The sequence below is a fragment of the Streptomyces sp. NPDC055749 genome, assembly GCF_053617235.1.
In genome coordinates this window covers 74,269-98,750 of the sequence record NZ_JBSHFH010000010.1, presented here as the reverse complement: position 1 = coordinate 98,750, position 24,482 = coordinate 74,269, and the positions used below count along the sequence as shown (strand labels likewise).

17 protein-coding genes, 1 tRNA gene and 1 pseudogene are annotated in these 24,482 nt (G+C 68.0%); 5 read left to right on the top strand and 14 right to left on the bottom strand.

Going from position 1 to position 24,482, the window contains the following annotated elements; translation table 11 throughout:
* The first annotated feature begins 131 nt into the window (after positions 1–131).
* Positions 132–216, top strand: a tRNA-Leu gene (locus tag ACWGO0_RS10320).
* A gap of 810 nt (positions 217–1,026) precedes the next feature.
* On the opposite strand, the gene ACWGO0_RS10315 is transcribed toward ACWGO0_RS10320, so the two are convergent.
* The 3 genes from ACWGO0_RS10315 to ACWGO0_RS10305 all read right to left on the bottom strand — a co-directional run bounded on the left by ACWGO0_RS10315 (position 1,027) and on the right by ACWGO0_RS10305 (position 2,724).
* Entirely contained in the window at positions 1,027–1,722 is a 696-nt protein-coding gene (locus ACWGO0_RS10315; protein ID WP_453530957.1) for a hypothetical protein, read from the bottom strand.
* Positions 1,723–1,736: 14 nt separating this feature from the next.
* Positions 1,737–2,198 (bottom strand): hypothetical protein, encoded by a 462-nt coding sequence (locus tag ACWGO0_RS10310; protein WP_453530954.1) that lies wholly within the window; start codon positions 2,196–2,198, stop codon positions 1,737–1,739.
* Positions 2,199–2,292: 94 nt separating this feature from the next.
* Positions 2,293–2,724, bottom strand: coding sequence for a hypothetical protein (locus ACWGO0_RS10305; RefSeq protein ID WP_453530951.1), 432 nt, complete (start codon positions 2,722–2,724; stop codon positions 2,293–2,295).
* Between the two features lie 85 nt (positions 2,725–2,809).
* On the opposite strand from ACWGO0_RS10305, the gene ACWGO0_RS10300 reads away from it, so the two are divergent.
* The gene (locus ACWGO0_RS10300; RefSeq protein WP_453530948.1) at positions 2,810–3,166 is read left to right on the top strand and encodes a zinc-ribbon domain-containing protein; all 357 of its coding nucleotides are present in this window, start codon (positions 2,810–2,812) and stop codon (positions 3,164–3,166) included.
* Between the two features lie 262 nt (positions 3,167–3,428).
* Here ACWGO0_RS10300 and ACWGO0_RS10295 read toward each other — a convergent pair whose 3' ends face one another.
* The 3 genes and pseudogenes from ACWGO0_RS10295 to ACWGO0_RS10285 all read right to left on the bottom strand — a co-directional run.
* The gene (locus ACWGO0_RS10295) at positions 3,429–3,725 is read right to left on the bottom strand and encodes a hypothetical protein (protein ID WP_453530945.1); all 297 of its coding nucleotides are present in this window, start codon (positions 3,723–3,725) and stop codon (positions 3,429–3,431) included.
* Between the two features lie 348 nt (positions 3,726–4,073).
* Entirely contained in the window at positions 4,074–4,841 is a 768-nt protein-coding gene (locus ACWGO0_RS10290; protein WP_453530942.1) for an EcsC family protein, read from the bottom strand.
* 253 nt (positions 4,842–5,094) lie between these two features.
* Positions 5,095–5,328: pseudogene (locus tag ACWGO0_RS10285) on the bottom strand (3'-5' exonuclease); the annotation flags it as partial.
* Between the two features lie 660 nt (positions 5,329–5,988).
* Here ACWGO0_RS10285 and ACWGO0_RS10280 point away from each other — a divergent pair.
* Together ACWGO0_RS10280 and ACWGO0_RS10275 are read left to right on the top strand one after the other, a co-directional pair.
* Positions 5,989–9,024 carry a citrate/2-methylcitrate synthase gene (locus tag ACWGO0_RS10280; protein WP_453530939.1) on the top strand — a complete coding sequence of 1,012 codons (3,036 nt, stop codon included), beginning with the start codon at positions 5,989–5,991 and terminating at the stop codon, positions 9,022–9,024.
* Positions 9,025–9,373: 349 nt separating this feature from the next.
* Positions 9,374–10,054, top strand: coding sequence for a hypothetical protein (locus ACWGO0_RS10275; RefSeq protein WP_453530936.1), 681 nt, complete (start codon positions 9,374–9,376; stop codon positions 10,052–10,054).
* Positions 10,055–10,181: 127 nt separating this feature from the next.
* Here ACWGO0_RS10275 and ACWGO0_RS10270 read toward each other — a convergent pair whose 3' ends face one another.
* Positions 10,182–11,894, bottom strand: a complete 1,713-nt coding sequence (locus ACWGO0_RS10270; protein ID WP_453530933.1) for a hypothetical protein — start codon at positions 11,892–11,894, stop codon at positions 10,182–10,184.
* A gap of 120 nt (positions 11,895–12,014) precedes the next feature.
* Positions 12,015–12,479, bottom strand: coding sequence for a MarR family winged helix-turn-helix transcriptional regulator (locus ACWGO0_RS10265; RefSeq protein WP_453530930.1), 465 nt, complete (start codon positions 12,477–12,479; stop codon positions 12,015–12,017).
* A 151-nt stretch (positions 12,480–12,630) separates the two neighbouring features.
* On the opposite strand from ACWGO0_RS10265, the gene ACWGO0_RS10260 reads away from it, so the two are divergent.
* Positions 12,631–14,091, top strand: a complete 1,461-nt coding sequence (locus tag ACWGO0_RS10260; protein WP_453530927.1) for an MFS transporter — start codon at positions 12,631–12,633, stop codon at positions 14,089–14,091.
* Here the strand turns inward: ACWGO0_RS10260 and ACWGO0_RS10255 are convergent.
* From ACWGO0_RS10255 to ACWGO0_RS10230, 6 genes are all read right to left on the bottom strand, one after another.
* Positions 14,081–14,923 carry an N-formylglutamate amidohydrolase gene (locus tag ACWGO0_RS10255; RefSeq protein WP_453530924.1) on the bottom strand — a complete coding sequence of 281 codons (843 nt, stop codon included), beginning with the start codon at positions 14,921–14,923 and terminating at the stop codon, positions 14,081–14,083. The two genes, ACWGO0_RS10260 and ACWGO0_RS10255, sit on opposite strands and share 11 nt — an antisense overlap.
* A gap of 128 nt (positions 14,924–15,051) precedes the next feature.
* Positions 15,052–16,050: a sphingomyelin phosphodiesterase gene (gene sph, locus ACWGO0_RS10250; protein ID WP_453530921.1), complete on the bottom strand. Its 999-nt coding sequence runs from the start codon at positions 16,048–16,050 to the stop codon at positions 15,052–15,054.
* 50 nt (positions 16,051–16,100) lie between these two features.
* A complete protein-coding gene (locus tag ACWGO0_RS10245) occupies positions 16,101–17,363 on the bottom strand; it encodes a TIGR02679 family protein (RefSeq protein ID WP_453530918.1) in 1,263 nt (420 codons plus the stop codon).
* Positions 17,360–21,550, bottom strand: coding sequence for a TIGR02680 family protein (locus ACWGO0_RS10240; protein WP_453530915.1), 4,191 nt, complete (start codon positions 21,548–21,550; stop codon positions 17,360–17,362). Before ACWGO0_RS10240 ends, ACWGO0_RS10245 begins: the two co-directional genes overlap by 4 nt.
* On the bottom strand, positions 21,547–22,806 hold the full coding sequence (locus ACWGO0_RS10235; protein WP_453530912.1) for a TIGR02678 family protein: 1,260 nt from the start codon (positions 22,804–22,806) through the stop codon (positions 21,547–21,549). The genes ACWGO0_RS10240 and ACWGO0_RS10235 overlap by 4 nt, the downstream gene beginning before the upstream one ends.
* Complete coding sequence (locus tag ACWGO0_RS10230) at positions 22,803–24,362, bottom strand: TIGR02677 family protein (RefSeq protein ID WP_453531164.1); 1,560 nt, start codon at positions 24,360–24,362, stop codon at positions 22,803–22,805. Before ACWGO0_RS10230 ends, ACWGO0_RS10235 begins: the two co-directional genes overlap by 4 nt.
* Positions 24,363–24,482 lie beyond the last annotated feature (120 nt).

Here is a 24,482-nt window from a genome sequence, read left to right as displayed (position 1 = left end):
GGCCCCCGATCGGCTTCCCGAAGTTCCCCGCACCGCACTGACCACCGAAAACGCAGGTGAGAGGCACGCCAAACCCCTGGTATTGTTTTCTTTGTCGCCGCGGGGAACACACCGCGAACGACAGACACCTTGTCCGGGTGGCGGAATGGCAGACGCGCTAGCTTGAGGTGCTAGTGCCCTTTATCGGGCGTGGGGGTTCAAGTCCCCCCTCGGACACTGACTGGGACGTTCACGAGATCGTCCTCGATACGTTCACGAATTGCCGGTTGAGTCATTGACTCACCGGTTTTTCGTCGTTCCTGGGGCAGTCGGGTCGTGTGATCGGCTCGGTGAGGGGTTGGTGCGGTGGCGGTCCGGGTGCTGCACCTTTCACCTTCGGAAGCAGGACATGCCTGCGCCACGGCTGGTGGCCGAGGTCCAGGCATGTGGGGTTTTCAGGGGGTGGGGTGGGGCGGGGGTGCGTTACTCACGTGGCGGAGGCTTGGCCTGCCCGGCCGGAAGCGGTTCCGACCGGGGTGGGTCGGCGGGCTGGCCGCTTTGGGGGGCGGTACGCGGCGTGCTGATTCGCCACGAAGATGATCACGGCGTTGAGCAGTGTCTGCGCGACGTGGCCGTGGGGCAGGCGAAACTGGGGGTTGTCGATGCTATCGAGGGCGGACTTCTTGAGGTTGCCGTTGCCGCCCTCGTTCTGGCTGCGCAGCCCGGACCAGGCCTCTTGCTACAGAGGGGTGAACAGGGCTTATTTCTGACGCCACTTGGCCAACACGGTGCCTGGGACAGTGATGCTCTTCCCGGTGCAGATGTCGGGGTAGGTGCTGGTGTCCCGCTTGGGCTTGGGGATGGTGGGCAGGGCAGCTGGGGTGCGGACAGCGGGGGCGTCGAGGTCGACGATGGTGGACGGTCGCGGTTGGGGACGGCGGTAGCAGGTGACCGTGGCGTGTGGTCCGAGGGCCGGGCACTGTCGACGCTGGTCACCTGCGGGGCCGTACTCCTTGACCTTGGCCGGGAAGTCCTTTCGGGACTGGATCAAATGAGTGCGTGGGCGCGGTCCTCGTCCGTGCGGCTGTTGATGTAAGTGGTGCCTGCGGTGACGAGCGGAGTGGGCATCATCGGGCAGTAGAACTCGCCGCCGACCAGCTCCATGCCTCGGAACTGTCCTTGCCGGTCGACCTTGTCGTCGTTGTAGTGCTTCATCGCGCTGAGGCCGAGCTTGAGCAGCTGCAGATGCAGGTGGTGGGGCTTGGCCTGGGAGATGCCTCGGTCAGCGCAGAAGAGGTCTTTGACCATGCCTCGTTCAAAAGCCGGTTGGATGGCGCGGAGGGCCGCCGGCCCCGGTTCGGTGCCCAGGGTGTGGAGGATCATGCCGAGACAGACCGCAGCGTAGGCGCCGGCGAGGTCGCCGTGGCCGGGGAACGCGGCCATCATGGCGTAGGGGAACTCATTCTTCTCCGGTGCCTTGGTTGTCTTCCGTGTCGGTTCACTTTGAGTCGCTGGCTTGTTCGCTGTGCCGCGTCGGGTGCCGGTGTTCGTGGGGGCCCCAGCTCCGGCGGGACGCGGCGGCCGCTTCGGCGTTCCTCCCTTCACGTACATCCCGGCGGTGATCTCAAGCGAGGCCCGGTCCTTGCGGTAGTCCGGCTCTTTGCCCCAGACCGGAACCGGAGTGTCGTCGACCGCGATGTGCCCGTGCCAGCGGGCGAAGTCGCCACGCTGGTAGGAGGTCATGACCGGAGCGAGAATCAGGTCCGGGCGATGGCTTCCAGGTTGCGCACGGTGTCCCTGTTGGCGCGGGCATTCCACTGTCGCCGGATCTTCTTGGCCTCGTGGAGGGTCAGCCGTTTGCGGCGGTCGTGCGGCGCCGGGTCGAGGCGCTTGGTCATCGACGTCCAGGACCGGTAGACGCGCTTCGGCATCGCGTACTGCTTGTGCGCGATGTCGTCGATCTCTTCGTCGGTGGCGCCCTCAGGGATGTTCAGGTCGATGTCGGGAACGTCGAGCAGGGCTTTGGACCCGGGAGACAGCGCAAAGAAAAGTGTCTCCCAGGCGTCGTCGATGTTTGCGCTCTTGCCCGTGTACTGCGACAGGATCAGGCCGATCAGTACGGTGCGGAAGGGCATGCCCTTAGGTCCCGGCCTGCGGCCGTCCGCGGGGATGCGCTCCAATGCGCCGCTTTGCCGCACAAGATCGAAGACCTTGTTCACCTCGCGATCGTTGAGGGTACGGCCGGGGGCTTGCGGTGCTGGGTGTAGGGCGAGGCCGGTGCGCCGGCAGGTTTGTTCTCCGGGTTCTTCCTGCTCATGCCGCCGCTCCCCGCAACAGATCGGATGCCTCTGTTTCGGGTACGTCGTGGAGGAAGACGAGGTAGCGCGAGAGGCTGTGCAGCGTCGCGAGCCCCGAGGCTTTGAGAATCACCTTCAGCGGAATGCCCGCATTCAGCAGATCGACGACCCAGGTCGTGCGCAGCCGCTGGGTCTGCAATACCGCACCGTCGCAACGGCCGATGATCCGCGGGTACTTGGCGAGCCAGTCCGATGCGATGTTCTTACTGGTGCGGTTCTGCCAGTCCGGCCGGAACACGTACGCCTCTGCCGGGATGTCTGCAGTCTCCGCCAGGAGCAGTTCCTCGTAGACGTAACGGCACACGACGGTGCAGGGCCGGCGCCCGTGAACCTTGACCAGCGCCCGCCCGGTGGGGCCCGCGTCGATATCCCGCCCCTGAACGTACACAAGGTCCTCGACGGCGAGGCCGCACCCGATACCGAGGCAGAAGAGCGACAGGCATTACGCCGCTGGGCCGCGGTGGGCAGGCTCTGTGCCCAGATCAGCCAGTGGGCGACTTCCGCCCGCGGGTAGGGAGTCACCGGAGCCGCGGACGCCTTCAGCCCGATCTGCGGATGCTGTCCGAAGATGTGCGCCCAGGAAGCAGTACCGCCGTGTCGTGGCACCTGGCCACAAAGCTCGACCCGCCCTGAACCACGGCCGCACACCAGACCAGGTCATGGCCAGCACTCGGGAGGCCGTCATGTGGCGCTGCCCTGAAGGCCCGGACCACGTCTGGAACACCCCTGTCGTCGCGCGGACAGCGCAGAAAAACGGCAGCCCGTTACTGCGCGGGCAGACGCGCTTCGGTATCGAACCATCTGGCCAGTCTGCCCGACCTGTTCGCTGAATTCGACCACGAGGCCAACGCCCCCATACCCCGGAGAGGCTGGCGCAAAGCTCCAGAAGGCGGGTCTGGTGGAAGTGCCCGAACGTCCCGATCACCGGCCGGTCAGCGCGTATCTGTCACCAATAGCCTGCAGACCCGGTTTCCGTAGGCAGCCGCGGAACTCGACCGCGCGCTCAACGGTGGCTTGACTCCCGACCAGGTCACAGCCACTGCTGTGCTCGCGGAGCGGCAGGACTTCAGTGACGCCCTGACACAGACGGGGTCACGGCTCGGCACTCCCGCTTTCATGCCGGGGGAGCAGTATGAGGACTCCAAGTACGTAAAGGCGTGCGCGGACGTGCACGCGATCGACTACGCGCCGGTCCTGCACCTTCCCCAGCGTCCGCGATGCGGCGGACAGCCGCGCGTGCGCGTCCGGCTCGCCGTACGCGGGCGGCAGCACCCTGACCGCCACCGCACCCCCGGCCCGCTTGTCCCAGCCGCGCCATAGGACCCCCGTCGTGCCGCGGCCCAGCTCGTCACTCAGCTGGTACCGCTCTGCCAGCACCCTGCCGCTCATCGCCACCCCCGACGTCCCGTGTGCATGATCGGCGAATTCTCTCCCGCCGCTCCCGGTTCGCCCACCGATATTCGAACCCGCGACCCGCCGTTTCCTTCAGCGGATTCAAGTCCCCCTCGGACACTCTTCGTAGGGATACGCAAGCGAGGACCTCGAGCTGACGGTCGTGGTCCTCGTGGCATTTTCGTAGCTGATCGTGACCTTCGGAGCATCGTAGGTCTCGCGATCTCGGCGAGATCTGACGAGGCTGGGCGGCGACGAGCGCAGGCAGTGCCGGAAGTCCTCCGTCCGCTTCTCCGTGCGCAGCGAGGAAGAGGCGAGCGCTCGTCCACCGGGCTCACTTCTTCGTTACTCCGGTTCCTCGGCCCGCGGGGTGTCGCCGCGCAAGGCCTTGTCCGTGGCCCGTCCGATGACAGCAGTCGCTCCCGCGTCCACGGCTCCTCCGACAAGGCCTCCCAGGATCGGGACACCCTTGGCGAGTGTGATCGCGGCGCGCTGGGTTCCGTACTTCGCGACGAGGTAGGTCCCGGCCTTTTTGTTGATCGCCCGGATCATCGCGATCGGTATCTTCTTGATCATCTGCTCGCCGAGCTTCTGGCCGACCTTCACGCCGAAGGTTGCGAGGACTTTCTGCGTGCTCATCCCGATCGCGAGCATCATCGCGACGGTCCGCATGTGCGGATCGCGGACGTCCCATCCTCGAAGGTGTGCGATGGCCCCGGCCATCCTCATGTTGATGGCGATGGACGCGGCCACGTTCGCGGGGAGCATCACGCCCGCAGTGATCAGACCTCCGAGCCCGGTGACGAACCCCTGAGTCCCGGCCGCGGCCACGGACTCCTTGATGAGGCGGGCTATGACCGCATCGATGTCGTCCTTCATGTCCTCAGGAGAACGGCGCCCATCGTCACCAGGTGCCCGGTACTCGGAACCCTGCCGACGCGAAAGACGGGCCTCGGCCCAGGTCGCCGACCCCGTGATCGGCCCTACGCCGCTCACCATGACCTTCTCCGCGAGATCAGCGACCCACTGACCGGTCTTCTCGCCGGCTCCGTCGTCGGGAGTCCTCTTGTCAGCCATCACGCGCCCCCTCCGCGAGTGCCCGCCCAGGGGCATCCCGCACTGCTGTGGGCGGGAGGAGGATTCCGGTCGCAGGCATCCCTGCCGGGCTGCGGGCAGTTGAGGCCATTCCCCTCCCGTCGCCCGTCCACCCCTCACACCACGACGTCCTTTGTCGCGCCGCCCTCACGAGCTGAAGCAGCTATACCTTTCCATGAAAGTGAAAGTATCGTGAAACCGCTTGCAGATGCTTGCGTTTGCTCGCTTCGGTGAGGGTGAGGAGGCTGTGCCCGCTACCGTGACCGGAGCTAGCATCCACCACGAACGGGCTCGGCTGCCCGGCCCACGAGACGTAGAGGCCGTCCCGGGCCCGGGTGCAGGCGACGAACAAGAGGCAGCGTTCCGCGGCGAGGTCGGCCTCGTGCTGGAGCCGGCCGACCTCCTCGGGGGTGATGGCCGAAGGGTTCGGCAGGGCGCGGTCGTTGACGCCGACGACGGTGGTGTAGCGGTACTCGGGCCCCTTGAAGGTGTGCATGGTGCGCACGTAGTTCGGCCTCCTCCGTCTCCGCATCGTGGACGCGCGGCCCGGAGCCGTGCAGGGCGGAGCTGTACCCGATGACCTTGGTCGGCGCGTCCGAGTTGGGCTACGACCAGGAACGCCCCACCTACAAGCGCCGGCCCGCGCGAGTGCCGACGGCGCAGTGGCGAGCAGATTGTTGACCGTGCAGACCTTCGTCCTGCGGATTTCGGAGGTCCGTGACGGTTGTGCGTGTCCGGTCTGGAGCGCCCAACCTGGTCACCGGTCAGGACGCGGACGCCGGCTGACTTCGCCGAAGCCCCGGCCATCGAGCTACAGACCTGTTCACCACCACGCGCTCTCAAACGGTCTATGGACACCGCGCCACTTTGCCGGGACCCTGCTAACACGGCGACGGCATGACCGCCGACTGAAGGGATCACCCGACCGCCCATAAAGAATCAGACAGTTCCCGCCGGCCGGACCGAGTACTGCATCTTCAACAGAGGCTCGCCTCAGTCTTGACGGGTGCCATAACGCCGCTCGCGACCCGTGGGAGGTCTACGCGAAGGAACTTTGCCACCGCCTGCATCGGCTCTGAATTGCGCACAATCTGACGTCAGGGGCCGACGCAATACCGTGAACTACCTACCGTTGCAGGGCAAGACCACACGGGAGCTGAAGTAGGTGGACGGCGTATCTTTCAATCGGGATTCATCGGCACACAAGGTGACCGGCTTGGTGTCGGGCTTCCTGGAGAGCGCAAATGCGCGCCCCAATCACGCAGCTCTGATTCACGACGGTCAGGGATGGTCGTACGCGGAAGTATTAGAAGAAGCGCGTCGATGGGCCTCTCGGCTGCGCGAGTGCATGACTTCACAGCCGGTGCAGGGCATGGGCATCTATGTTCACACGGGTGCAGCTGAACATGTGGGAAAGATAGCCGCTCTGCTGGCGGGCATCGCATTCGTTCCGTTGAACCCAAAGTTCCCCGCTCAGCGTTTGGCGGAAATGATCACGCAAGCCGGTATCTCAGTTATCGTCGTTGACAGCGAGGCCGCGAAAGAGCTGAGCGACATCTTTGATCTCCTGAAAACGAAGCCCACTGTATTTCTTCCGGAGGGACTGGGTAGGCCGCTCAGCAGGAGAATCGGAGCCCCCATTGTCGACGCAGTCGATCTCGCAAAAGCGCCTCCGCTGCCCCTGGATGAAATCGCGCAACCGAGAGCCGCTGACGTTGCTTACGTCATGTTCACGTCAGGTAGTAGTGGGCGACCAAAGGGTGTTCCAATATCTCACGGCAGCTTGACGGCCTACGTAGATTCTGCTGTGCGTCGATACGATTTTGGCCACGAGGATGTCTTCGCGCTCACCTTCGATTCCACTTTTGACCTATCGATATTTTGTCCCTTTATGGCATGGGAGAGCGGTGCCTCTGCAATCACGATGCGACCGCAAGATATTTCCAGCCCTGTTCATTTCATCAACGAGAACAGGGTGAGCGTTTGGCTCTCTGTGCCCTCCGTCGCCAAGGCTCTGATAAGCGGCGCAGCCTTGAGCCCGCGCAGCCTGCCGAGTCTGCGATACAGCCTGTTCTGCGGTGAGGCACTTCCTGAATACGTTGCTTCCGCCTGGCAGCAAGCTGCACACAACTCGGCTGTAGTCAATATGTATGGCCCGACCGAGGCCACGATTTCGGTTTCCGAATATATATGGAATCCAGATACTTCACCGAAGCGATGTGTCAACGGCCTGGTTCCAATCGGCCACGTTTACGCGGGTCATCATGTCGTCATTGTTGACGAAGCAGGATTTGATGTTGCGATAGGAGGCAGGGGAGAGCTGTGTATTGCAGGGCCTCAAATCTTTTCCGGCTATCTCAATAGCGACCGGAGTGGTCATTGCTTTTTGCTTCGATCCGAGTTTGGTGAGGTTAGAAGATACTACAAGACCGGTGACATATGTGAGGTTTCAGGCGATGGGACGATAGTTTACGTCGGCCGCAATGACCATCAGGTAAAGATCAGTGGCTACCGTATTGAGTTGGGCGATACCGAGGCCGCGCTGAGAAAGCTGGGTGCGACCGATGCGGTCACCGTTCCCTGGCCGCCGAACGAACCGAAATTTGTTGTTGCTGCAATAACTGGCTCTTCCGTGAGCGTTGATGCCGTGGAGCAAGTTTTGCCACCCTATATGGTCCCGCAAAAGATTGTTAATCTGGACGCAATGCCCCTGAATACAAATGGCAAGATAGACCGCAAGTGTGTGGTGGAGCTCCTGGAGAAATCTCTGCGCCCTACCGAGGTCGCTTCATCGAAGCTGTCCCTGGACGATGTGAAGTTGCTGGTGGCGCAAGCCCTGGGCGAAGATCCCAGCAACATATCCGATGATTCGCATTTGCACGATCCAGACAGCTGGGATTCTCTGGGCCATATCGGTGTCGTGGTGGCCCTGGAAACTCGGCTGGGTACGCAGATCGGCCCCGGACACGACCATGAGCTGCGCTCCATTCAAGGCATCCTGGCTTTCGCGCACGGGCGTACGGGCTCGCGGCAGGTGAATCGAAGCCTCCGGGGTTTGCTTGTTACGGAGACTTCCATCGCGAATAGCGATGTAGGTAACGGCTCCCTCTCCTATTGTGGATACGACTTAACCGATCTGCTTGCGAGCAATGCAACCTTTGAACAGGTGTCGTACCTCCTGCTGAATCGTGAGCTGCCGGATGACGCCCAGGCACTCGCCTTTCGGCAGCAATTGGCGCAGCGGAGGGAAATCTCACCAGCGGCTATGGAGACCCTTCGTCTCTGTGCACGTCTTGGCGCGCATCCCCTATCTGCCCTCGTGACCGCGGTATCGCTCCTGAATGCCGAGATCTCTGCGGTTCGGAATGGTCTTTCCGTTCAGCCCTTGGAGGAAGTCGGAGAGGTCGGCATGGATCTTATCGCTCAGCTCCCTGCGTTGCTCAGTGCCTATCACATGCTTCGGCAGGGGAAGGAGCCCATAGCGCCTGAGCCGGAGTTTTCGCACGTAGAGAACATGTTGCACATGTTCGGTCTTCCGGCGAGCGGGCGAAACATTGACGCCATAACCAGGGACTTCATTATTCACGCGGATAATGGCACCACGGCGTCAACCTATGCGTGCCTGGTGGCGAGCAGCGCTCACACTACCGTTCATGCAGCTGTTGCCGCCGCAGCTGGTGTGTTCTCGGGTGCGCGTCATGGATACGCCTCGGAAACAGCCTATGCGCAGCTGGCGAGTCTGGAGGGGTCGGACGCCGTCAAGGCGTTCGTCGAGCGTCGTTTGGATGACGGCGCATTGGTCGACGGTATTGGACATGCAATCTACGGGAGAGCGGGTGATCCGCGTCTGGCGCCCTACCGGAAGGTCGCAACTCAGGTTGCACTAAATGAAGGCAATGTGAACGGGCTGGAAAAGGTCAATGCGATGTACGACGCTGCCTGCTCAAGGCGGGACGGTGCCCAACCGAACTACGATCTCTTTGGCGGACTCCTTTACGAGTCGCTCGGATTGCCGGTTGACCTGTCCGCGCCACTGCATGTCTGCTACCGAATAGTCGGATGGATCGCACATATCCTTGAGGAGCGAGCGACCGGGCAGCCACTTGTGCGACCCGATGCACGTTACGTCGGACATGGTTCCCGGCTCGTTGTTCCGCCTTCCGGTTTGTCACCACTAAAGGAAACGGGCCCGCATGAGTAACTCGTTGGTGTCTGTCCATGATGAATGGAGCCCACTTGAGGAGGTGATCGTCGGCACCGCCTTGGGAGCTCGGGTTCCCAGTTCCGACAGGGGCCAACACACAATCCGATGTTCGGACCTTTCGGCGATTCCCGTGGGCCCCTTCGATCCTCGATGTATAGCCGAGGCCGAGGAGGACATCGCTGGATTGATGGCCTTGCTGGAGTCGCAAGGAATCAGGGTCCGTCGGCCTGTCGCACTTGATCATTCGAGAGAGTACTCGACCCCGGATTGGAATTCCGATGGGATGCACACGTTTTGCCCACGAGATACGCTCTTGGCTGTCGGAAGAACCATTATTGAGACGCCGATGTCACTTCGCTCCCGTCAGTACGAGTCGCTGGCTTATCGGAAGATACTTCGGGAGTACATGGAAAGTGGTGCTCGATGGATCTCTGCGCCTAGACCGGAGTTGAAGGAATCTGGCTACAACAGGCTTGACCGTTCACTGCTCGCTGTTCTCGAGGAAGAGCCGGTGTTCGATGCTGCCAATTGCCTGCGCCTCGGTAGTGACATCCTCTACCTTGTGTCTGATTCTGGAAATCTGAGTGGAGCTAGATGGCTTCAGACGACCCTTGGGGACAGATATCGCGTTCATCCCTGCGAAAACATCTACAAGTCGACGCATATCGACACAACAATTTCGGCGCTCCGCCCGGGCCTCTTGCTTGTAAATCCTGCACGTGTCAGCGAAAAGACGATTCCGGACGTGCTGCGCAGCTGGGAAGTGATCCTGGCCCCGGAGCCGGTGGATACCGGATTTTTAGGCTACTCCTTCAGCTCGCCTTGGATCAGCATGAATCTCCTAAGCATTTCTCCGGAATTGGTAGTGGTCGAAAAATCGCAAACCGGACTCATTCGCCTGCTGGAGAAGAAGGGAATTAGTTGCGCTCCTCTTCCATGGCGCCAGGGTCGATCCCTGGGAGGTGGTTTTCACTGCGCAACGCTGGATGTGCGGCGAACGGGTACGTTGGAAAGCTACACATCCTGATGGCTCATGTGCTCTGGCGTCCCCGCCGGCGGTTCCATCGCTGAATTTGGTATTTCGGGGCTTGACCACAGGGATACGAAGAGACTCCCGGGGTGGCTGAGCCACTCCGGGAGTTCTCCGGTGCCCGCTACAGCAGAGGCTTGGTGCACGCCGTCGCGGTGCCGTCGCTGATGCAGGCCCGTACCGACTGCCCGCTCGTCGCCTTCATGATCTTCTCGGCGGCGACCTTCGTGTACGTCCCTCCGGGAGCCTTGTCCTCCAGCCACACCGTCGTACCCGTGGCCGTCGTGTGGGCCCAGGCGTAGTAGTCGGTGACCGACCAGACGGGGCGGGAGCCGCTGAGGGTGACCTGCTGTCCGCCGGGGAGTTTCGCCGTCGACCAGTCCGTGGCGACCGAGTCCCACTGTGTGACCGTGGCGGGGGCCACGTCCTCGCATGCCTCGCCGGGGGCGCAGGGGCCCATCGTCCCCTCCTGGTCGCTCATGCTCATGTTGTTGCCCTGCTGGGTCGCGAACGCCCAGTTCCTGCCGTCGACGACCAGTCCGGCGATCTCCTTGCCGGACAGGGGGTCCAGGGCGAACATCTTCGTCCTGCCGGTTGCCGTGAGCCGGGACCCGGCGACGGGTACCGGCCGCTGGGCACGTGAGTCGGCGCCCGGGGTGCTGTGTGTCATCAGGGTGGCGAAGACGCCCGGGCGGCCCGTCGGGAGCTCGGCCTCGCCCCAGTAGTACATGTGGTGCGGGTCCCAGGCGGGACGGCCTTCCCAGATCTTCAGCCGGCCGCCCTGGTAGACGTTGGCGTCCTCCACCAGGCGCGGTTCGTAGTTCGGCATCCATTCCGTGACGGTCGTCGAGTCGACGCCCGCGCAGGGCAGCGTGGCGCACGGTGCCTGGGCCGGGGCGGTCGTCGTGGCGTCCGGGTCGCGGGTGCACGCGGTGCCGCTGCTGTCGCTGACGCAGGCGCGCAGCTCAGGGAGCCACGAGTAGGCGCGGGTCGCACCGGAGGTGGTGCGCGAGGCGCCCTCCGGCGTGAACTCGGTGTACACCTCGCCCCAGCGGCCGGCGCCCTGCCATGCCTCCAGCCAGAACCTGCCTCCGGAGGAGGTCAGTTGGCCCTCGGCCCAGCCGAGGTAGCTGCCCTGCTTCAGCCGCCCGTCGACCTTCCGGACGGAGGCTCCGGAGGGCAGTGCCACGCGGTCGAGGTCGGAGCGGTCGACGTAGGACCAGTCGGATGCGGCGATGGCGGTCGGATCGGCGTCGGAACACCAGCCCGTACACGGGCCGTTGGGCACGACCTCGGACGAGGTGGCGTTGACGCACCCCGTCTCCTTGCCGTCCGTGACGCACGCGCCGTTGGCGTACACGACCCCGTACCTGATCGTGTCGTACAGGAACATGCCGGTGGTGCCAGTGGTGTCGCGGTACGAGCGGGGGTGTTCCAGGGACGACTTGATGTTGATGCCGTCACCGAGATTCTCCTCGGTCCGCAGCCAGCCGCGCCCCTGGGTGGTGCCGGTGAGGGTCACCTCGGCCCAGGAGTAGACCGTTCCGGCGGTGTCCCAGGCGGGTTTGCCCGTATACAGCTTGATACGGGTACCCGAGGCCAGGACCGCCTCCTTGACGAGCTTCGGAGCGCCGCCCGTCTGCCATGCGGTGACGGCCCCGGGGTCCGATCCCTCGCACGGCAGCTCCGGACACGGCGCCACTTGCGCCGCGGGTGCGGCTTGCGCTGCCGTCGCCGAGGGCGCCGTCAGCAGGGCACCGGCGGAGATCGCGGCAAGGAGGGGAACACACCCCGCCCATAACCGTCTCCACCGACCACCGTCCGACGTACCGTTCATGTCTTCTCCTCCGCCTCGCCCGCGTGTCGGGTCCGTGACGAAGTGATGCAATGCGCCGCGCCTCTCCCGGCCGTCTTTCCGGTGTCTTCGCGGTGCGGTGCATGGCTCGTTCGCGATGCCTCAGGGGCGCGGCCAGGGGTGCCCGTCCAGGCGCTCGATGTCGCTGTTGAAGCGGGTGAGGAAGCCGGCGAAGGTGGCAACCTCCTCGGGAGTCCAGTTCTCCAGGACCCTGCCCAGGCCCTGGGTGTAGTCGGCGCGGTCGGCGTCCAGCCGGTGCTTGCCCTCGGCGGTGATGCTGAACTTGCGGGCCATCCCGCCGTCCGGGTCGGCGATGCGCTCGACGACGCCGGCGCGCAGCATGGCCGCGGTCTGCCGGTTCAGCGTGGAGGCGTCCAGGCCGAAGGCGTCGCTGAGCTGGCCGATGGACATCGGGCCGTCCATCTCGATGCGGCTCAGCAGGAGATAGGCGCTGCGGTCCAGGCGACCGCCGGTCTGCCGTGTACGGGGATTGAACAGATGCGAATGCCGCCCGAGCAGCATGGTCTCGAATTCGATCAGATGAACTGGCTTGTTCACGCGAGGCATCCTTCGGCTCCTGGCTCGCTCCGGTACGGGCTGCCCTCGCCAGCCCTTCCGCACATGATGCATGGTATCCGGATATGCATCATGCATGATGTGTGTAGAGTGCACATCTGGGTCCGGTCGAGGGTCCGAGGACAGCCGAGGGAGAAACACAGTGGTCAGCTCCAAGCCCGACGTCCGCCACGGGCGGGTCGTCGGGGTGCTCGCACTCGCGGGAATCGTGGCCGCGATCATGCAGACCCTGGTGGTGCCACTCATCGGGGACCTCCCGAAGCTGCTGGACACCAGTGCGTCCAACGCGTCCTGGGTGATCACCGCCACCCTGCTGTCGGCCGCCGTCGCGACGCCCGTGGCCGGGCGGCTCGGTGACATGTACGGCAAGCGGCGCATGCTGCTCGTCTCCACCGTCCCGCTCGTCCTGGGCTCGGTGGTCTGCGCGCTCGCCTCATCCGTCGTGCCGATGATCGTCGGGCGCGGGCTGCAGGGCCTCGGCATGGGCGTGGTGCCCCTGGGCATCAGCCTCCTGCGCGACGTGCTCCCGGCCGAGCGGCTGGGTGCGGCCATCGCACTGATGAGCGCTTCCATGGGTGTGGGAGGCGCGCTCGGTCTGCCGTTCTCCGCGGCCGTCGCCGAGCACGCCAGCTGGCGTGTGCTGTTCTGGGTCGCCGCCGCGCTGAGCCTGCTGGTCGCCGTACTCGCCATGCTCTTCGTGCCCGACGGGCGGGCCGGTACCGGCTCGGCACGCTTCGACGTACTGGGCGCGGCCGGCCTGGGCGCCGGACTCGTCTCCCTGCTGCTCGCCGTGTCGAAGGGCTCCGACTGGGGCTGGACGAGCGGAACCACCCTCGGACTGTTCGCCACCGCGATCGTCGTGCTGCTGGCCTGGGCGTGGTGGGAACTGCGCAGCGACGAGCCGCTGGTCGACCTCCGGGTGACCGCACGCCCCCAGATCCTCATGACCAACGCGGCCTCGATCCTGGTCGGCTTCGCGATGTACGCACAGGCGCTGGTCGTGCCCCAGCTGCTCCAGCTGCCGGAAGCCACCGGCTACGGCCTGGGCCAGTCGATGATGGCCATGGGCCTGTGGATGGCCCCGGGCGGACTGATGATGATGGTGCTGGCGCCGCTGGGCGCCAAGCTCTCGGCGGCCCGCGGCCCCAAGGTCACCCTGGCCGTGGGAAGCCTGGTCATCTCCGTCGGCTACGCCTCCGCGCTGCTGCTCCTCGGCTCGACCTGGGGGCTGCTCGTCGTGACCATCGTCTGCAGCGCGGGCGTCGGCCTGGCGTACGGGGCGATGCCCGCCCTGATCATGGGTGCGGTGCCGCCGGAGGAGACCGCGTCGGCCAACAGCTTCAACACGCTGATGCGCTCGATCGGCAGCTCCGTGGCCGCCGCCGTGATGGGCGTGGTGCTCGCGCAGATGACGACGGACTTCGGCGGATTCCTTCTGCCGTCCGAGGACGGCTTCCGTGCGGCGTTGATGATCGGCTGCGGTGTCGGCCTCGCGGCAGCCGTCGTCGCCTCCTTCATCCCCGTACGCCCCACGGCTGCCGCGTCCGGGTCCGTGCCCGCTCCGGCGGACCGGCCCGTCGCGGCGTCCGAGGTCAAGGCCTGAGCGGTCGGGACCTCGCACGCCCCGGCCGGCCGTCGCCCCGGGACAGCGCACCCACCAGCGCGGCCAGCGCGGCAGCCAGGGAGGTCAGGCCGGAACCGGCCGTGCCCCCTGGCTCCCGCATATAGACATCGCGCCGGATCTCGATCATCAGCGCGGTGACGCGCGGGTCCCTGCCGTAATGCTTCAGCGGCACGTACGTACCGGGGAAGGGGCTGTCGAGCCCCGTACCGCCGAACCCGGCGAACGCCTTCTCGGCCTCGGCCACCAGCTCGGGCGGCGTGTGGAAGGCATCGGTGCCCAGACAGACCGGCGGACGCGGCCCCGCGCCGTGCAGTTCGTAGGGCAGCGGGGCGGTGGGGTAGGAGTGGACGTCGATGACGACGGCCCGCCCGGTGGCGGCGAGCCGTTCGTCGACGGCCGCGGTCATCGCCGCGGCGTAGGGGTGGAAGTAGCGGTCGATCAGGGGCTGGGGATCGACGTCCGGGGCGCGCAGCCGCTCGCGGTGCGTGGTGTGCGTATAGACGGCGCCCATGCCGACGGCCAGCATCTCCTCGCGCTCGTCGGGGAAGCGCTCCGGGTCGACGACCAGCCTCGACAGCCCGTTGACGAACCTCCAGGGCTCCACGGGTGCGGCTGCCGCCGCCAGCGCCGCCAGTTCCGCGGTGTGGGAGTCCGTGATGTGGTCGGTCTCCTGCTCCAGGGCCCCGTCGTCCAGCACGATCCCGGCCCGTACCTCTTCGGGGACGATGCGGGAGGAGTGCGGTACGTGAAGCAGCACCGGCGACCCGGCCGCTCCCGGCAGGAGCTGGAACGGCTGGAGTGCGGGGCCCATGGAGAGGTTCCTTCGGTACGGCTCACGGCGTGGGGTGTGGCGGACGGTGGTGTCCGATTATCCACCGATGCCGGTCACGGTAGCTGTCACCATCACCATCGCCGTCACCATCGCCGTCACCATCGCCGTCACTGTCCCGACGCGACCACCGGGTAGTGGTCCGAGAGGTTCGTGTACGTGTACGACTTGCCCCAACTGGACACGGTCCAGGGGGCGCTCTGCTCCTTGATCACCTCGTTCGTCCAGCCCGCCGGCTTCACGTGCCCGGCACGGTGCAGGACGTAGTCGAGGTCCTCGCGGGGGTCGTTCGGGTAGCGCTCGGCGGCGATCGAGTTGTCCTGGGTGTCGAAGGAGTACGGGTGCCCCGTCCGGGCGTCCGCTCCGGCGAGACCGGCGTCGGCGAGGAGGGACGCGTACTCGGCGGAGTGCGAGTCGACGTTCAAGTCGCCCGCCACGATGACCTGTTCGGATGCCGGGATGTTCTTCGCGTCCAGGAAGGCGTCGATCTGCTTGAACTGGAGACTGCGCTTCTGCGCCGCTTCACCGGCCGCGCAGCCGGGATCGGTCGACTGGGCGTGGGTGCCCACAACATGGACGCGGGTGCCGTCGACGTTCAGCACGGCGTAGGCGAAGCCCTTGTTGGACCACCAGTCGGCGCCGCAGGCGTCCTTGAAGATGTGCTGCTCCTTGCGGATCACCGGCCACTTGCTGAGTACGGTGACGCCGCCGTCCTCCGGAGTCGCCGCGGAGTAGGAGCCGTGCGTCGCGTCCCAGCCGCTCGTGCTCCGGCCCACCACGGGAGTGCGGTACGGGTATTCGGCGGAGGCGTTGCGGATCAGCGCGTCGGAGGTCGCGTTGTCGAACGCCTCCTGGACGACGACGACATCATTGCCGCGGAAGAACGACGTCTTCGGTATCTCCGTGGCCCGGTGGCTCTGGCCCCAGTTCGGATAGAGGCTCGTGCTGAAAAGGAACGCGTTGTACGAGAGCACGCGCAGCGAGGGCGTCTCGGCGGCCGAAGCGGTTGCCGAGGCCGAAGCCGGGGGTGCACCGGCAACGAGCGTGACCGCGGTGAGCGCGGCGGACAGAGTCACGCCCGAGAGGCGGCGGAGCGAGATGTGCGGCACTGGGTCTCCAGGTTCTGCTGATGGGGGGTGAACCGGCGACACACATCCAATCAGCGGGAGTTACTTGCGGGTAGACCTTGGGTGGACCCGGTCTGACGATCGGCGCACAACCTGGCCAGGTCGGTCAGCAGCTCCTCGGCCACATGCTCTTCGAGCACGGCCGTCCCCCGGTCCGCGAGAGCCGGGGCGAGGCCGGGGTCCCAGGGGGCGTCGGTGATCCGCCCGGCGTCCGGCCCCGAGGGCGAGAGTGCGTGTGCCGCGAGATAGTCGGACGTGGACATGCGCCACGGTCCTGCGGTGCTCCGGGCCAGTACGTGGGCGGCGATGCGCAGACCCTCCCCGTCGAAGTCGCCGTGGTAGCGCAGGGGTGCACCGGCCTCGGCGAGTCGGTCGAGCAGGAGAACCACCGCACTGTTCGGCCAGCCCGAGGTGCACACCAGGGGCGGGCAGGACGGCCCGAAGCGCTGAAGGGCCAGGGCCGCGATGCTGGGGTTCTCGGTGATGTGCACGGTGGTGCGCGGGAATTGGAGGTCGCCGGGGGTGCGCAGCTGCGCCAGCGTGAGGTGGGAGGCGTGCCCGGCGGCCGAGAACGCGGTGAGCGCGCGGGCCACCGGGCCCCGGCCGGTGGGGTGCATGCCTGCGGTGAGCACCGTCGTGGAGAGCGCGTCGTCCGCGATCCCCGCCCGCGACCACAGGGAGCGCCGGTCCGATGCCGTCTCGGGTGCGGGGACGCCGTAGAGGGCGCACAGGGCGCGCAGTACCAGGGAGGAGAGGCGGGTGCCGTCGTCCAGTGCGTGGGAGTCGTCGAGCATACGGGTCGCGAAGACCGGCAACGGCTCTCCGCGAGCCGGTAGTCCGGCCAGGACACGCAGTGCGTCGCCGAGCGCACGCCGGGTCGCCGGTACGGAACCGCCGATCACCCCGGCCCGCCGGACCGGGGTCACCCAGGCGTCGAGCGCGGGTTGCGCCAGGACGACCGGGTGCGTGGTGAACCACTCCCACAGGGCGGCGCGGCCTGCGGCCTCGGAGGCGCGGTCCGCCGCCCGGTCGCCGAGCGGGCCGACTATCGCGGCCACCACGGAGCGGGTGTCCTGGCCGCAGCTGTCGAGGAGCGCCTCGTCGAGCCGGGCCAGGGGGACCGTGGGCTGCGGACCGGGGAGCCGGTCGAGGCCGAGGAGATCCGCGAGCGCGCTCCGGGCGGCCTCGTCCAGCGGCCCGATCCGTACCCTCGTGACCGGCTGCCCGGCGGACAGCCGTGCGTGGAACGCCTGCCACAGCGGGGCCAGTTCGGGTCGGTCCAGCGGATGCTTCACCCCTGCTCCTCACGGGGCGACGGCACGGGCGGTGTCTCCTCCTCGTGCGGCGCCTCCTCCTGGAGCGGCGCCTCCTCCTCGTGCGGTGCCGGTGCCGCTGCTGCTACCGGCACCTCGTCCGCCACCAGATCCGCGCCGTTCCACACGAAGCGGGCCGTGGTCACCGCGTCGTCGTCGGGGCCCCCGCCCCCGGTGATCAGCTGGTGCACGGCGATGCCGTCCAGCTCCCGGTACGTGCACCACTCGTGGTCCGAGGTGAGCATGAGGTCGAGGTCGAGCGAACACAGGAGCTCGAAGACCTGGCCCCGGTTGGTGGAGTCGACCCCGACGAACACCTCGTCCAGCAGGATCAGCCGGGGCGCCCGCGGCACCGCCTGATAGTGCGCGGCCACCGCTGCGAACAGCGGCAGATGCAGCGCGATGGCCTTCTCCCCGCCGGACAGCGCGCCGTGCAGCTTCTTCGTGAGCAGCTGCCAGCCCTGCCCGTTGGCCCGGTCCAGCTTCACCACGAACTGGTGCCACGCCGTGTAGTCCAGCACCCGCGTCAGCTGCTCCTCCCAGTTCTTCGCGGTGTCGGACGCCTTCGCCTCCTCGATCCGTTCGCGGAAGAACCGGTGCAGCGCCTCACGGTCCCCGTCCGACATCCGTACCGGGTCCTTCAGCAGCATGTCGCGGGCGGCCCTGGTGCCGGGCGGGAGACCCGGATCGACCTGCCACACCAGACGCACGGCGACCCGGGACGCCGTACGCACCCGCTCCAGACGGGCGTTCATCGCGTCGACCAGCTCGTTGGCCTGCCGGATACGCGCCGCGAGATGGCGCCGGGTGTTGCCCGTGAGGGTGCGGTCGAACAGCTCGCGCTCATCGGTGGTGATCTCGTCCCGGCTGCGGTCGCGCTCCGCAGTCAACGCGGCGAGCAGGCCCGCTGCCCCCATGCGTACGCCGTCCATCGCGGCGGAGAGAACCTGCACGTCGTCATGTGTCTCCAGGGCGAGGTCGGCCCGCTCACCGAGCGCCTGACGGCTCGCGTGCACGGTCTCGCTGAGCCGCCCGAGCGCGTCGGCGAGGTTCTTCGGCTCGTACGGCACGGACGGCCACAGCGCCCCCATCGTGCGGGCCGTCTCCAGCGTGGCCTTCGTCCCTTCCCCGGCCCGCACATCGGCCTCGGCCCCCGCGTCGGCCGGAAAGCCCAGCCGCAGCAGATACCGGAAACGGTCCGCGGCGGCATCGCGCGCGGTCACCGCGGCGTCGCGCCGCGCCGCCGCCACGGCCCGCTCACTGTTCAGTGCGCCTATACGGCCTTCGAGCCTCCGCAGCCCGTCGGTGCACTCCCGCAGTCCCGTCTGGGCGCGCCGGTGCGCCGTGCGCATCTCCTCGATGCGGGCGAGCGTCTCCTCGTACTCCGCGCCGGTGGTGTGCTCGATCTCCTCCAACTGGGCGGCCAGCGCCCGCGCCGCCGATGCCGCGCGGCCCGCTTCCGCCTCGTGCTCCAGCGCCGCCCGGCCGGAACGCTCGGAACGGGACCGCAGCTCCTCCGCCGTACGCCGCTCCGAAGCCAGCTGGACATGGGCGAGAAGCCACTGACTCCCGATGTCCTGAAGTCCCTGGACCGTCTCCGCCACCGCGCGCAGCGCCTGTGCGTCGGCCGGCAGCCCGTGTTCGGACGCCGCGTGGTCGAGCCCGTCCTGCGCTGCCCGGGCGGCGGCCTCGCACCTGGTGAGCCGCGCTACCGCCTCCCGCACGGCGTCGTCCCGGGCGTCGGTGTCGGACTGGGCCCGGTCGAGCTCGCGCTCCGCGGTGGCGACGGCGCGGTGATCGGGGCGGCAGGCCCGGTCGAACTCCAGCGTCTCCCGCCGGGCGGCGACCGCCTCCAGCTCGGCCCCAAGACCGGCCAGTGTGTGATCCAGTACGCCGATGGCCTCGGCCAGCTCCGCGACACGGCGCTCCCGGGACCTGGCCCGTGCCGAGGCCCCGATGTAGGCGACGTCCGGCTTGGCCCAGCTCCCCGTGGCGCTGGCGAGCCGCCACGTGCCGTCCGCACCGACCGCGGCGCCGTGCTCCGGGGGCAGCGTGTCCCCGTACGCGATACCGGCCAGCAACTGACCGATGCGCTCCGCCGAGACGGGCGCCCCCGGCTCCGGCCGCAGCACCTCGCCGAGATGGCGGGCCGGGGCGGGCTCGGCCCACTCCGCCTCGGCGAACGTGTCGTGCCCCAGCGCGAACGCGCCCCCGTACGGCGCGACCCACGCGTCGAGCAGGCCACTGGCCTCCAGGGCGGCTTCGACCGCGTTGCGCGTGGCTGCGGGCACCGCGTCGTGGAAGGCCACCAGCTTCCACAGCGGTGCCCCCGAAAGACGAGAACGGTCGGCGGTACGGAACGCCGGGGTCGGGGGCGGCAGCTCCGCGGTGCCCTCCAGCTGCCCGGCCTCGGCCACCAGTGCCTCGCGATCCGCCCGCGCCGTGGCGATGCGGGCGGCGACCGTGGTCTCGGCCGTGGCCAGGGCGTATTCGATCGTACGAGCCGCCGCGTCCACCAGGGCCAGCACCTCGGCTTCGCGGGTGGCCCGGCCCGCCAACTCCTCCAGGGCGCCCGCGTCGAAGGAGAGTTCCCCGCACTGCCCGGCCCAGCTCAGCAGCCGCTCCGCCTGGGCCGCCACCGCCTGCTGGTACCGGGACGCGGCCTCCGTACGCCGGTCGGACGCCGTGGCGAGCCCGGCCCGGGAATCCTCCACGCGCTCTTCGGCGGACGTGCGTTCGGCGACGGCGCCGCGGAGTCCGTCGAGCGCTTCGCGGACCTCCTCCACCTGGCTGCGGCGCCCCCGCACCGCACCGTGCAGGATCTGTCCGGCCCGGTCGGCGTTGCCCGCTTCGAGCGCGCCGCTCACCTCCGCACAGGCGGCGGACATGCCGGCCCGCCTGGCGACCTGCCAGGAGTCGCTCTCGGCGACGCGGACCCGCTCGGCCTGCGCGTCCGCCGCGTCCACGGCCCGGGTGCGGCGGGTCTCGTCCTGGTCCGCGGTCGTCCGGGCCGCACCGGCCGCCAGATGGCGCGCCTCCGCGTCCCGGTGCGCCTCGGCCGCCCGCTGCCTGAGCCGGTCCAGATCCCGCCCCGCCCGGTAGGCGTCGGACTCCGTCAACGCCTCGATCCGCGCCGCGAGTTCGGCGCCCAGTGCCTCGGTCTCGCGCTGCTGCTCCTCGGTCTTCTCGCGCTCCGCCGTTGCGGTACGGAGAGCCTCCTCGCTCTCCGTGGCCGTGCGGGTCCGGTTGTCCATGTCGGTGGTCGCCGAGATCAGGGCAGCGGCCCCGGCACGCAGCACCCGCTGGGCGTACGAGCGCTGGCGGGCCCCGAGCGCCTGCGCGGCCTGCACCTCGTCCTCCAGCCGGGCCAGATGCTCGCGGCGCCGGTCCAGCCTCTCGAACCCGTCGGCGAGTTCGGAGATCTCACCCTGGTCCAGCGGGGGCAGGGCGCGCGACAGCAGTTCCGAGAGGAGCGAGGGATCCAGGCGCTGGGACAGCTTCGGCGTCCGCAGCTGGAGCAGCGCCGTGATCAGCGCGTTGTAGCGCTGCTCGCTGAGGCCGGGGAACAGGATGCGGCGCACCGTGTCGCGGTAGTCGGACGCCGAAGCGTGCACTTCCCCGTAAGGCTCACCGTGCCCGGACAGTTCCGCCGCGAGCGCCGCCCTGGTGAGGGGCTGACCCGCCTCGTTGACCAGGGAGAGGCCGCCGGGAACACCCACACGCCGACGGCTGGTGAAGAAGTCCGTGGTGACGGTCGTGGTCCGCTCCCCGGCCTGCAACCGCGCACCGATGGTGAGGAACCCCTCCTCACCGTCCTCGCCCCGCTCCGTCCGGAACTCCAGCCACACATATCCCACCCGGGTGAGCCCGGTGGCGCCCTCGCCCATCAGGTTCCAGTGCATGGTGCGTTCGGACCCGCCGAACGTGGACAGCCGGTGCGGGCGCAGACTCGCGTCGAAGAGGAACGGCAGTAGGACTTCCAGCGCCTTCGACTTTCCGGTGCCGTTGGGCCCGCGCAGGAGCAGACGGCCCCGGTGGAAGGTGAACACCTCGTCGTAGTAGCGCCACACGTTGAGCACGCCGGCCCGGGTCGGCTGCCAGCGCTCTCGGGGGCCCGGACCCCCGGACGGGGAGCCGGAGGCGCGAAGGGGGAGTGCGGTGACCGTCATACGGGGTGTTCTTCCTTCAGAGTGGCGCCGGTGACGCGGTAGCGGGCGGCTGCGGGTCGGGGCACGACCCGGCCGCCCTCCCGGCGTACGAGCCGGAAATCGGCCAGGACCTGTACGGCGTCCTCGGCGAGCGCCACCGCACCGCCCTCCGTCCGGTACGCCTTGCCCCAGCGCGGGAACCGGTCCAGAATCCGTCCGGCTTCGACGGCCAGCTGCTCGGGTGCGCACCCGGCGGGCGTGCCGTTCAGCACGTCCAGGAGCAGCAGTGCGGCGACCTTGGCGTGATTCGCGTCGTCGGGGAACCGGCTGTCCGTGGCGATGGCGTCCGGATCGACCAGCAGGAACCCTTCGGCCCGCTCCTCCAGCACGAAGCCCGCCTGCTCGGCGGCGCGCCGCAGGATCTGACGGCCGGTGGGGGAGGTCAGATAGCCGAGCTCCGCGTCGGTCAGCTCGTCGCGGTGCAGCACCGGCTGGTCGAACAGGCGCCGCAGCACCGAATGCCGCAGCCACAGATTGCGCTGCACGGGGGAGAAGGGCGTCTCGGGCTGCGCGTCGTCCTCGTCCCCGCCGCCGGGCATCCCGTACCGCCGCTCCCGCACGAGTCCGGACAGCAGCGCCTCGAAGCCTGCCGGTATCCCGGCGGCCGGCACGGCGAGCCGGGACGGCCCGCACGGAGCGGCGAGCAACCGCATCAGCACGCTGGAGTCCACCCGGTAGAGAACCTTCGCCTCGGCCGAGTCGGCGAAGCTGTCCGTCGTCCCGTCCACGGTCTGCAACGCCCCGTACGACTCCAGCAGTCGGAGTACGTCGACGAACGCGACCCGCTCCGCACGCTGCGCCGTGTCGAACGCGGGCAGGGCCTCGTCCGCCGAAGCCGCCTGGACGACCCGGTCGGCCAGCAGCCCGATCGTCGTGACCGGCACGGAGAGCAGCTCGGCCGCGGTGACGCACAGCAGCACGTACCGCCGCCGGTCGAACGGAGCCCGGCCCGCCCGGGTCCGCCTGGCCGGACGGGTCGCGTCGGCGTCCGCGTTGACCTTCAGCAGCCGGGCGTACCCGAGGCGTGGCTCGACGGCCAGGGTCCAGCCGCAGTGGTAGTCGAACCAGTGCGTCAGCGGATCACGTCGGCGGCGCACCAGATCGAACACCACGGGATCGGACCGCTCGGTGAGCAGCGGCCGGACCAGCAGCGTACGGATACAGCGGGACATCTCCTCCCGCTCGGCCACCACCAGTTGATTGGCGAAGTTGCTCATCCGGCCGCCACCTCCCGATCCCTGACCGCACCTGCCGCTACCCGGACCGTTACGGAGTCCGGTGCCGGAGCACCCGCCGTGTGCACCTCGATGAGGTAGTCGGGACAGGTCAGCGTGCCCCGCGCGGTCCGCAGGACGGCCGGCGCACCCTGCGCGTCGGCCGGTGGCCGCAGCACCACCTCGACCCGCCCGTCCCCGGTCACGGCGCGCCGCACCCCCGTCGTGTCCGGACGCACCGCCAGCGCTCGCCCCAGCAGATCGAGGAGCCGCTCGAACACCTCGTGGTCGAGCGCACCGAAATGGGACAGCCGCACAGGGGATTCGGTCCGCAGCAGGCTCCACGCGGCTTCCAGCTCGGCCCGCTCCACCCGCGCCCGCTCGGACCGCGCCGCCTTCAGCGCCGCCACGTCCCGCACCCGCCCGGTACGCGTGAACCGCTCCGTACGGCCACTGGTACGCAGCAGGGCGGAGACCTCGACGGGCGGGGCGTCGTGCCAGCTCTCGGTGGCGGAGACGAGCTCCGGGTCGGCGTGGGCGAGATGCGCGTGGCGCGAGGGCCCGAGCCCGAAAGCGGTCGCCCACAGCCGGTGCAGATCGTCCTCGCCGGGGGCCGCGGCGAACCACCGCGCCAGCTCCCGGAAATCCTGTACGGCGCCGGTCGACCTGCGGCGCGACTCGGTGATCCGGTCCAGCACCTGGAGCAGGGTGACGATGGCGCGGCGCGCCACATGGTGCAGGTGCTCCACCCTCGGGGGCGAACCGTCGGCGGGCAGGAACCAGGCCCGCAACCCGTCCCACCGCGCCTGCCGGCGTGCCAGCCAGGCCGGTGCCGGATCGTCCCCACCGGTCGGCGGCAGCTCGGCCCCGCGCAGCGCCCGCTCCCACAGTGTCCGCGTACCGTGCTCCTCGACCCGGGCGACGGCCGCCGAGACCGCGTGGGCCCGTTGATCGAGATTGGTCAGGAACTCCTGGAGATACGCGACCGTGGCCCCCTTCACCTCATGGAAGGTGGACAGCTCGGCGCCGTCGGTCCGCAGCAGCCGCTGAAGCTCGCCGTTGAACTGCTTGGTGTTTCCCCGCAGGGCGTCCAAGTGCCCCTCGAGCTCCTGCAAAGTGGCGAAGATCCGCCGGTCGCCCGAGGTCACGTCCTGCGACAGCCGGTCCAGCTCCGCCAGCCGGTCCGCGATCGCGTCGAGCACGGCGGTCTGGAGCGCCCCGGTCGACACCAGAACGGAGAGGGCGTGCTGCACCCCCGCGAAGGCGGCCTCGCCGCGCCGCGTCAGCGAGTACTGGAGATTCCGCCGCTCGTACTCCTCCGCGGTGCGGTAGTTCTCCGCGTGGTTCTGGATGACGTCGAGCAACTCCCACTCCCGGAGCTGCTTCAGAGCCCCCGTGAGGTCCTCGTCCGTCAAGGCGCCGAACCACCCGACGCCCCGCAGCTGCTCCCGCACCTCGTCCAGCCCGAGCGCCGTCACCAGCCGCTCGTTTGCATCGCCGAACGTCTGAAGGATCGCCGAGTACAGCGGCGCCCGGTCGCCCATGGTGAACCGGAACATCTCGGCCGGGACCCGGTGTGTCACTGCCACTGCTCGCTCCTTGCTCCTCACTGCTCCGATGCCGTGCCAAGAACAGTAGACGGCGCCACTGACAGGACGGACATACCAGGCCAGGCACGA

Excerpts from the sequence above, each read along its gene's own strand:
- ACWGO0_RS10315 (WP_453530957.1), bottom strand. The coding sequence starts at position 1,722 with ATGACCTCCTACCAGCGTGGCGACTTCGCCCGCTGGCACGGGCACATC.
- ACWGO0_RS10295 (WP_453530945.1), bottom strand. The coding sequence starts at position 3,725 with ATGAGCGGCAGGGTGCTGGCAGAGCGGTACCAGCTGAGTGACGAGCTG.
- ACWGO0_RS10290 (WP_453530942.1), bottom strand. The coding sequence starts at position 4,841 with ATGCCCCTGGGCGGGCACTCGCGGAGGGGGCGCGTGATGGCTGACAAG.
- ACWGO0_RS10275 (WP_453530936.1), top strand. The coding sequence starts at position 9,374 with ATGTCACTTCGCTCCCGTCAGTACGAGTCGCTGGCTTATCGGAAGATA.
- ACWGO0_RS10270 (WP_453530933.1), bottom strand. The coding sequence starts at position 11,894 with ATGAACGGTACGTCGGACGGTGGTCGGTGGAGACGGTTATGGGCGGGG.
- ACWGO0_RS10265 (WP_453530930.1), bottom strand. The coding sequence starts at position 12,479 with ATGCCTCGCGTGAACAAGCCAGTTCATCTGATCGAATTCGAGACCATG.
- ACWGO0_RS10255 (WP_453530924.1), bottom strand. The coding sequence starts at position 14,923 with ATGGGCCCCGCACTCCAGCCGTTCCAGCTCCTGCCGGGAGCGGCCGGG.
- ACWGO0_RS10240 (WP_453530915.1), bottom strand. The coding sequence starts at position 21,550 with ATGACGGTCACCGCACTCCCCCTTCGCGCCTCCGGCTCCCCGTCCGGG.
- ACWGO0_RS10235 (WP_453530912.1), bottom strand. The coding sequence starts at position 22,806 with ATGAGCAACTTCGCCAATCAACTGGTGGTGGCCGAGCGGGAGGAGATG.
- ACWGO0_RS10230 (WP_453531164.1), bottom strand. The coding sequence starts at position 24,362 with ATGTTCCGGTTCACCATGGGCGACCGGGCGCCGCTGTACTCGGCGATC.